This window comes from Novosphingobium sp. CCH12-A3 (assembly GCF_001556015.1).
Lineage (GTDB): Bacteria > Pseudomonadota > Alphaproteobacteria > Sphingomonadales > Sphingomonadaceae > Novosphingobium > Novosphingobium subterraneum.
In genome coordinates this window covers 34,084-41,314 of the sequence record NZ_LSIA01000281.1, presented here as the reverse complement: position 1 = coordinate 41,314, position 7,231 = coordinate 34,084, and the positions used below count along the sequence as shown (strand labels likewise).

Genomic DNA, 7,231 nt, shown 5'->3' with positions numbered 1-7,231 from the left:
CGGGCGGGAGTGCTGGGGCAGCTCCCGCTGCAGCGGGAGCGCCCCGGCTTTCCGATCCGGAGAAGAGGCGACTGGTCCGCGCGGTCTCGATCTCCTGGAGTCGCCGCTGCTCTTCTGGACTGATGCCGGGATTGGGCGTCGCTATACCGGGTGCCGGCACCGGCTGTCCTCGATCTTGGGTGCTTAAGATTGGTCGGCCGAGGTCACCGGGAAGGGGCGGACCGAGTTGGGGCACGCCACTGTAATCTCGCGGCAGCCCGGCCAGGCCGTCAGCCGTCGAGCGATTTTCGGTCGAATAGAGTTCGTCGTTGGGCCGACCGGCGTCGCGCGTCTGAAGCGCGTAGAGCAGTGCACCACCGAGGCCGACGCTGGCGACAAGACCAAGCCCGGCGAGGACCTTGCGCGATAGTCGAGTGACGCGGGGCGGTTCGGCGCGCAGACGCATCGGCGCTGGCCCGACCGGCTCGCCGGTCAGGGGCTGTGCATCATCGTCTGGCACTTCCTCATTTGGGGGCGAGTTCGCGCTCACGAGGTGGGCCTCCCGTCTGTTCGGACGATCCTGACGCGCTTCTGCTCGCGACCGGAACCGAACCGCAGTTCCGCCGCCGCGAAGAGTCGATCGACGATCATGTGGTGGCCGCGAACGCGGTAGTTCACCAGTTCTGAGGTGTTGCCCTCGGGCCCGACGACGAAGAGCGGCGGCATCTCGCCCTGACCAATGCCTCGCGGAAACTCGATGAAAACCTGGCGACCGTCGTCGAAGGCGCGCAGTGGGCGCCAAGGAGCGCGGTCACCCTCGATGGCATAGCGGAAATTGACGTTGGCGAGATCGACACCGCTCGCAACCGGTTGAGCGGCCTGCGCGTCGGCGTTCTGCCGGCGCAGCGCGATGAGTTGATCCTGCGGATACTGCCAGGACACGGAAGCCATGTAGGTTCGCTCTGTCGACCGCAACTCCATGTGATAGGTGCGCATGTTGGTGTTGATGACCAGGTTCGTCATCAGGTCGGCCCGTGTGGGCTTCACGAGGATGTGGATCTGGCGCGTCGCGCCCGATCCGCTCTCGGTGTCGCCGATGATCCAGCGCACCGTGTCCCCGGCCGCAACAGGGCCTGCACCGACAAGCTGTTCGCCGGGCTGAAGCGCAATGTCGGTGATCTGACCGACAGCGGTATATACCTGATAGAGCGCGCCTTGCGTCCAGGGATAGACCTGCATGGAGTTGATGAAGCCGTCGCGCACCGGCTGGACGCGGGCCGCCTCATTGGCCTGGTTGACGCGCGCCGTTGGGTTGGCCGGCTCGGGCGCGCGTCGCGTCTCCGGCACACGCTGCAACTGGCCGGGTAGCGGCAGCGGCCGCGGCAGTTCGACCACGGTGACGGGCGCTGGCGGATCGACGGTCTGCACGGCGGGAGCCGCGTTGTCGTAGGAGATCTCGGGCGGTGGGTTCGTGGTGGCGCAGCCCGCGAGCGCAGTTGTCGCCAGCAGGACCATCGGGATTGCGGCTCTGCGGAGAGCCGGGATTGCAAGTGCGTGCGAAGCCGGGTTTCCGGCTTTACGGAAAGACGGCTTCATTGCCCAAGCTCCCGTGACCAGTTGATGGCGTTGACATAGATGCCGAGCGGGTTGGCCCTCAGCCGATCGGCGTTGCGGGGGACCTGCACGACGATCGTCAGGATCGCGGTCCAGCGCGTGGTCTCGGCGAGCTGGCCGTTCTCATAGCGGCGCTCGACCCAGGCGACGCGGAAGCTGTCGGGCGAGGCGCGGATGACGCTTGAGACATCGACAGCAACCTGCTGTCGGCCGACCCGCGTGAACGGGTCGTTCGAGCGAGCATAGTCGTTGAGCGCCATGGCGCCGCGATCAGTCGTGAAGTCGTACGCCCGTAGCCAGTTCTGGCGCACGATGATCGCGTCCGCCGGGATGCTGCGGACCTGTTCGATGAAGCGCGCGAGATGAAAGGCGATTTGTGGATCGGTGGGGCGGAAGTCGGCCTCGGCGGGTGCGACCGCCTGGGACTGACCCAGTCGATCGACCTGCACGACCCACGGCACGACGGTCCCGCGAGCTGATTGCACGACGAGGGCGGTGGCGAACCCCGCCGTAAGGATCAGCGAGCCGAAAGCCATCAGCCGCCAGTTTTTCGCCTGGATCCTGGAGGCCCCGATCCGATCGTCCCAGACTTGGGCAGCACGTTGATACGGCGTCTCCGGCTCGGGTGCCTTGCCGTAGTGAGTGGATGGTCGTTTGAACATCAGCGGTCGCCTTGAGTCAGATTTACGGAGGAACCGCCGCCATGGGCGTCGCCAGAGCGGACGGCATGAGCCGTGGCCTGGGCGGCGTGAGTCATTTGCTGGGACCGGCGCATTCTCTGCGCCCAAGCCGGCGGCCCGCCAGCGCTCGCAGGCGCCGCGCCATCGCCGGCGGCATCACCCCCTATCGAGCCCATGGTGGACGTTCCGCCTGTCGCTTCGAACGCCGCTTTGCCGCCTGCGTTGAAGCTTGACCTCATGGTGTCGGCAGCGCGCGATGCGGCACGGCGCAGAGGTGAGACAGCCGCGCTGCCGCCCGCACGCGCAACGCCTCCGAGGCCGGAGGCCACCCCGGCCGCGCCGGACTGTCCGGCTGCGCCAAGGCTGTAGGCTGTGGACGCTCCACCCGCGATGGCGGCGCCACCACGAGCTGCGGCTGCCGCACCTCCTGCCAAGGCCGCGCCGCCGGAGGCTGCTGCGCCGACGGCGCCGGCGCCAAGAGCGACCACGCCGCCCGCTGCGAGGCCGGTTCCTATCGCCGCGCCTGCACTGAGCTGCGGGCCGCCAGAAACGAGCCCGGTTGCGATTCCGGGACCAAAAATGCCGAGGCCGAGAAGTGACAACGCGGCCAGCACGATCGCCATGGCTTCGTCGATCGACGGATTCTGCCCGCCAAAACCGGAAGTGAACTCTGAGAAGAGCGTTGACCCGATGCCAATGATGACAGCGAGGACCAGAACCTTGATGCCGGAGGAGATGACGTTGCCGAGCACGCGCTCGGCCATAAACGCGGATTTGCCGAACAGGCCGAACGGGATCAGGACGAAGCCGGCGAGCGTCGTCAGCTTGAATTCAATGAGGGTGACGAACAGCTGGATAGCGAGAATGAAGAAGGCGAGCAGGACCAGCGCCCAGGCAAGAAACATGCAGGCAATCTGGATGAAGTTTTCAAAGAACGACCAGTAGCCCATCAGGCTGGAGATGGAGTCGAGCAATGGTCGACCGGCGTCTAGGCCGGTCTGCGCAACTCTTCCCGGGCGCATGAGGTCCGCAGTTGAAAATCCGGTGCCACTCGCCTTCAGCCCGAGACCGGCGAAGCTTTCGAAGACGATACGTGCGAGGTTGTTCCAATTGCCGATGATGTAGGCGAAGACGCCGACGAAGAGCGTTTTCTTCACTAGCCGCGCCATGATGTCGTCGTCGGCGCCCCAGCTCCAGAACAGTGCCGCGAGCGTCACGTCGATGACGATCAGGGTCGTGGCGATGAAGGCGACCTCTCCGCTAAGCAGGCCGAACCCGCTGTCGATGTAGCGAGTGAAGACCTCAAGGAAGTGGTCGATGACGCCGGTGTTGCCCATGATGCTATCGCGCTTCGTTGATCTGTGGCGCGGTCGGCGCGTGATCTTGCGCGTCTGTCCCTCGTAGTTGAGGGCTGAAGACGTCACCGGTGGGTGATGCTACGTCCGGCAGGCGCTCAGCGGGACGAGAACCGGGCGCGAGAAAGCGGTGGCGGTTCTCAGCCCAAGCCCGGCGGCAGTCAGGGTCCCGCGGACCTTCTTCACCGAGTGCCTGGCAGCGGATGAGCGCGTCCCGCAGGGGATCCGCAGTTTCTTGAGCCGTTCGTCCGGACGGCCAAATCTCTGGCACTTCCTCTTTCCGGGACATCTCGATCGCGGTCGCGGTGACCGCAACCGCGACGAAAACCACAGCGCCCACTCGAGCGACCAACTTGCCGTCCACTGTCAGGCCCCTCAGTTGCCGTTCGGGAACATGCGGGCATTGCCCGGCTGGTAGCCGCTGCCGGGCGTGAGAAAGCGACGGCGCTGCTCACGGCCCTGTTCCGCCGCTGCGGCGCGCTCGGCTTCGGAGAGGCTCTGAGCGCGCCCGTTAGCGGCGACGACGGCGGTGAGGTCGGCGAGCTGCTGGGCCTGCAGTGCGAGCAGTTGATTGCCGGCCTGCGTCGCCTGCAACGCCCCCGTCGCGCCCTGGCTCTGGCCGATAAGCGCTGACATCTCCGTACGGTTGGTGTCGATATTGCCGACAACACCCGCCTGGACTCGCATAGCGTCCTGCAGACCACCGACAGTGTTCTGCCAGCGCTCCCGCGCCTGTGTGACGAGCGCCTGATCCGAGGCGGACATCGACGCATTGCCGTATGTGGTCTGGAATGCTCGGTCGATCTGCTGGACGTTGAGGGCTATCCCCTGCGCCTGGCTCAGAAGCTGTTGCGTCCGCTGAACCGACTGTTGAAGCTGCTGAAGCGAAGAGTGCGGGAGGCTGGCAAGATTGCGCGCCTGATTGATCAGCATCTGAGCTTCGTTCTGAAGCTGAGTGATCTGCTGATTCACCTGCTGGAGGGTCCGCGCCGCAGTGAGGACGTTCTGGGCATAGTTCGTCGGGTCGTAGACGATCCACTGAGCGGCAGCCGGGGTGCTGAGGACCGGTGAAAGTGCGAGCGGGACCGCGAGGAGCGCGGCCGTCACGCGCAGTGCGCGACTGTGGGTTTGAATCAGACGTGTCATGGACGTGCCTCCGGGTCTTGTTGATTGACGTTGGTGAGGTCGGTGATCAGGTCGGCAGCCCAGTCGAGTCGGTTGGCCGCCAGCCACTCGGCGAGGAACCGCTCGGTGCCGCTTCGGGCGTGGACATCGGCGATCATCGCTTGATGCTGTTTGGATGAGGCTGCGCACAGCGCCAGCGCCACATCCGACAGGCCCAGCTCGAACAGGCGATTGCCCCGTCGCGACTGGCAGTAATAGTCTCGCTTGGGCGTTGCCCGCGCGAGGATTTCGATCTGCCGGTCGTTGAGACCGAATCGGCGGTAAATCGCGGTGATCTGCGGCTCGACCGCGCGCTCGTTCGGCAGGAGGATGCGCGTTTGGCAGCTCTCGATAATCGCCGGCGCTATCGCAGAGCCGTCGATGTCGGAGAGCGACTGGGTGGCGAAGATGACGCTGGCGTTTTTCTTGCGCAGCGTCTTCAGCCATTCGCGGAGTTGTCCGGCGAAGCCGTCGTCGTCGAGGGCGAGCCAACCTTCATCCACGATCAGGAGTGTCGGCCGGCCGTCGAGGCGGTCCTCGATGCGATGGAAGAGATAAGCGAGCACCGCTGCCGCTGCGCCGGTGCCGATCAGACCTTCGGTCTCGAAAGCCTGGACATGCGCCTCGCCAAGATGCTCGGCCTCAGCGTCCAACAGCCGGCCATAGGGGCCGCCGACGCAGTAGGGTCGCAGCGCCTGTTTCAGGTCGTTGGACTGGAGAAGGACGGACAGCCCGGTCAACGTGCGCTCGGCGACCGGCGCCGACGCCAACGACGAAAGCGCCGACCACAAATGCTCCTTGACCTCGGGCGTAACCGGCACGCTCTCTCGGGAAAGGATCGCGATCAGCCAGTCGGAGGCCCAGGCGCGCTCGGCGACGTCGTCGATGCGGGCGAGCGGCTGGAGCGACACACTCTCCTCGGAGCCCTCGGTCAAACCGCCGCCGAGATCATGCCAGTCGCCCTGCATGGCGAGCGCCGCGGCGCGGATCGATCCGCCGAAGTCGAAGGCGAAGACCTGAGATTGTGGATAGCGGCGGAACTGAAGCGCCATTAGTGCGAGAAGCACCGATTTACCGGCGCCGGTCGGCCCGACGATCAGCGTATGACCGACATCGCCGACGTGGATGGAAAGCCGGAACGGGGTCGAGCCCTCCGTTCTGCCGTAAAGCAGTGGGGGTGCATCGAAGTGCTCGTCCCGTTCCGGTCCCGCCCACACCGCTGATAGCGGGATCATGTGAGCGAGATTCAATGTGCTGATGGGCGGCTGGCGGACGTTGGCGTAGACATGCCCGGGGAGTGAGCCCAGCCAGGCGTCGACAGCATTGATGGTCTCAGTCATCGCCGTGAAGTCGCGGCCCTGAATGACCTTTTCCACCAGCCGGAGCTTCTCGGCCGCGACGCGGGGATCATCATCCCAGACGGTGATGGTCGCGGTCACGTAGGCTTGGCCGGCATAGTCGGCGCCCAGCTCCTGCAGCGCCATATCAGCGTCAGCAGCCTTGTTCGCCGCGTCGGTGTCAACGAGCGCCGATGCCTCGTTGGTCATCACCTCCTTGAGAATGGCGGCGATCGACTTGCGCTTTGCGAACCACTGCCGCCTGATCTTTGTCAGCAGCTTGGTCGCGTCGGTCTTGTCGAGCAGGATCGCTCGGGTCGACCAGCGATAGGGAAAGGCGAGCCGGTTCAGCTCGTCGAGGATGCCGGGCGTCGTCGCGGTCGGGAAGCCGACGATAGTGAGGATGCGTACGTGCGCATCTCCAAGCCGGGGCTCCAGCCCGCCGGTAAGCGGCTGATCGGCGAGCAAAGCGTCGAGGTACATCGGCGTTTCGGGCACGCGGACGCGATGGCGCTTCGTCGAGATCGTCGAATGCAGGTAGGTGAGCGTTTCGGCGTCATCGAGCCATACGCACTCCGGCATGAAGGCGTCTATCAGGTTGAGGATACGGTCGGTGCGATCGACAAAACTTCGGAGCACTTCGCGCGCATCGACGCCGGCATGGTCCCGACCCTCGTAAAGCCAGGTCTCGGCACGGGCGGCATCCTCGGCCGGCGGTAGATAAAGGAATGTGAGGAAGTAGCTGGATTCGAAATGGGCGCCGGCTTCTTCAAAGTCTGCCTTGCGCTCGGCATCGACAAGCGCCGAAGCGCTGTCGGCAAATGTGCTTGCCGGATATGACACGGCGCCATGGCGCTGCGCTTCGACGAATATGGCCCATCCGGAACCGAGGCGACGGAAGGCGTTGTTCAGCCGGCCAGCGACGGCGACGAGCTCGGCTGGCACTGCGCTGTCGAGGTCAGGACCGCGAAAGCGGGCCGAGCGCTGCAGGCTGCCGTCTTTGTTGAGGACGACGCCTTCGCCGGCGAGCGCCGCCCAGGGTAGGAAGTCGGCGAGCCGGGTATTCCGATTGCGGTATTCGGATAGGTTCATCATTGCCCGG

Annotated in this window: 6 protein-coding genes and 1 pseudogene; all 7 read right to left on the bottom strand. The window is 65.3% G+C overall.

What is annotated here, in order from left to right:
• Nucleotides 1-529, bottom strand: a pseudogene (locus tag AX703_RS26980) (conjugal transfer protein TraI); the annotation flags it as partial.
• Nucleotides 526-1,575 carry a P-type conjugative transfer protein TrbG gene (gene trbG / locus AX703_RS22525; protein WP_062347414.1) on the bottom strand — a complete coding sequence of 350 codons (1,050 nt, stop codon included), beginning with the start codon at nt 1,573-1,575 and terminating at the stop codon, nt 526-528. The pseudogene AX703_RS26980 and the gene trbG, both read right to left, overlap by 4 nt.
• Nucleotides 1,572-2,255 carry a conjugal transfer protein TrbF gene (gene trbF / locus AX703_RS22520; RefSeq protein WP_024350821.1) on the bottom strand — a complete coding sequence of 228 codons (684 nt, stop codon included), beginning with the start codon at nt 2,253-2,255 and terminating at the stop codon, nt 1,572-1,574. Before trbF ends, trbG begins: the two co-directional genes overlap by 4 nt.
• Entirely contained in the window at nt 2,255-3,610 is a 1,356-nt protein-coding gene (trbL, locus tag AX703_RS22515; RefSeq protein ID WP_062347423.1) for a P-type conjugative transfer protein TrbL, read from the bottom strand. Before trbL ends, trbF begins: the two co-directional genes overlap by 1 nt.
• 4 nt (nt 3,611-3,614) lie before the next feature.
• Nucleotides 3,615-3,959 carry a putative entry exclusion protein TrbK-alt gene (gene trbK-alt / locus AX703_RS26975; RefSeq protein ID WP_369821051.1) on the bottom strand — a complete coding sequence of 115 codons (345 nt, stop codon included), beginning with the start codon at nt 3,957-3,959 and terminating at the stop codon, nt 3,615-3,617.
• A gap of 44 nt (nt 3,960-4,003) precedes the next feature.
• Nucleotides 4,004-4,774: a P-type conjugative transfer protein TrbJ gene (trbJ, locus tag AX703_RS22510; protein ID WP_062347412.1), complete on the bottom strand. Its 771-nt coding sequence runs from the start codon at nt 4,772-4,774 to the stop codon at nt 4,004-4,006.
• Nucleotides 4,771-7,224 carry a conjugal transfer protein TrbE gene (trbE, locus tag AX703_RS22505; protein WP_062347410.1) on the bottom strand — a complete coding sequence of 818 codons (2,454 nt, stop codon included), beginning with the start codon at nt 7,222-7,224 and terminating at the stop codon, nt 4,771-4,773. Before trbE ends, trbJ begins: the two co-directional genes overlap by 4 nt.
• Between the last annotated feature and the right edge of the window lie 7 nt (nt 7,225-7,231).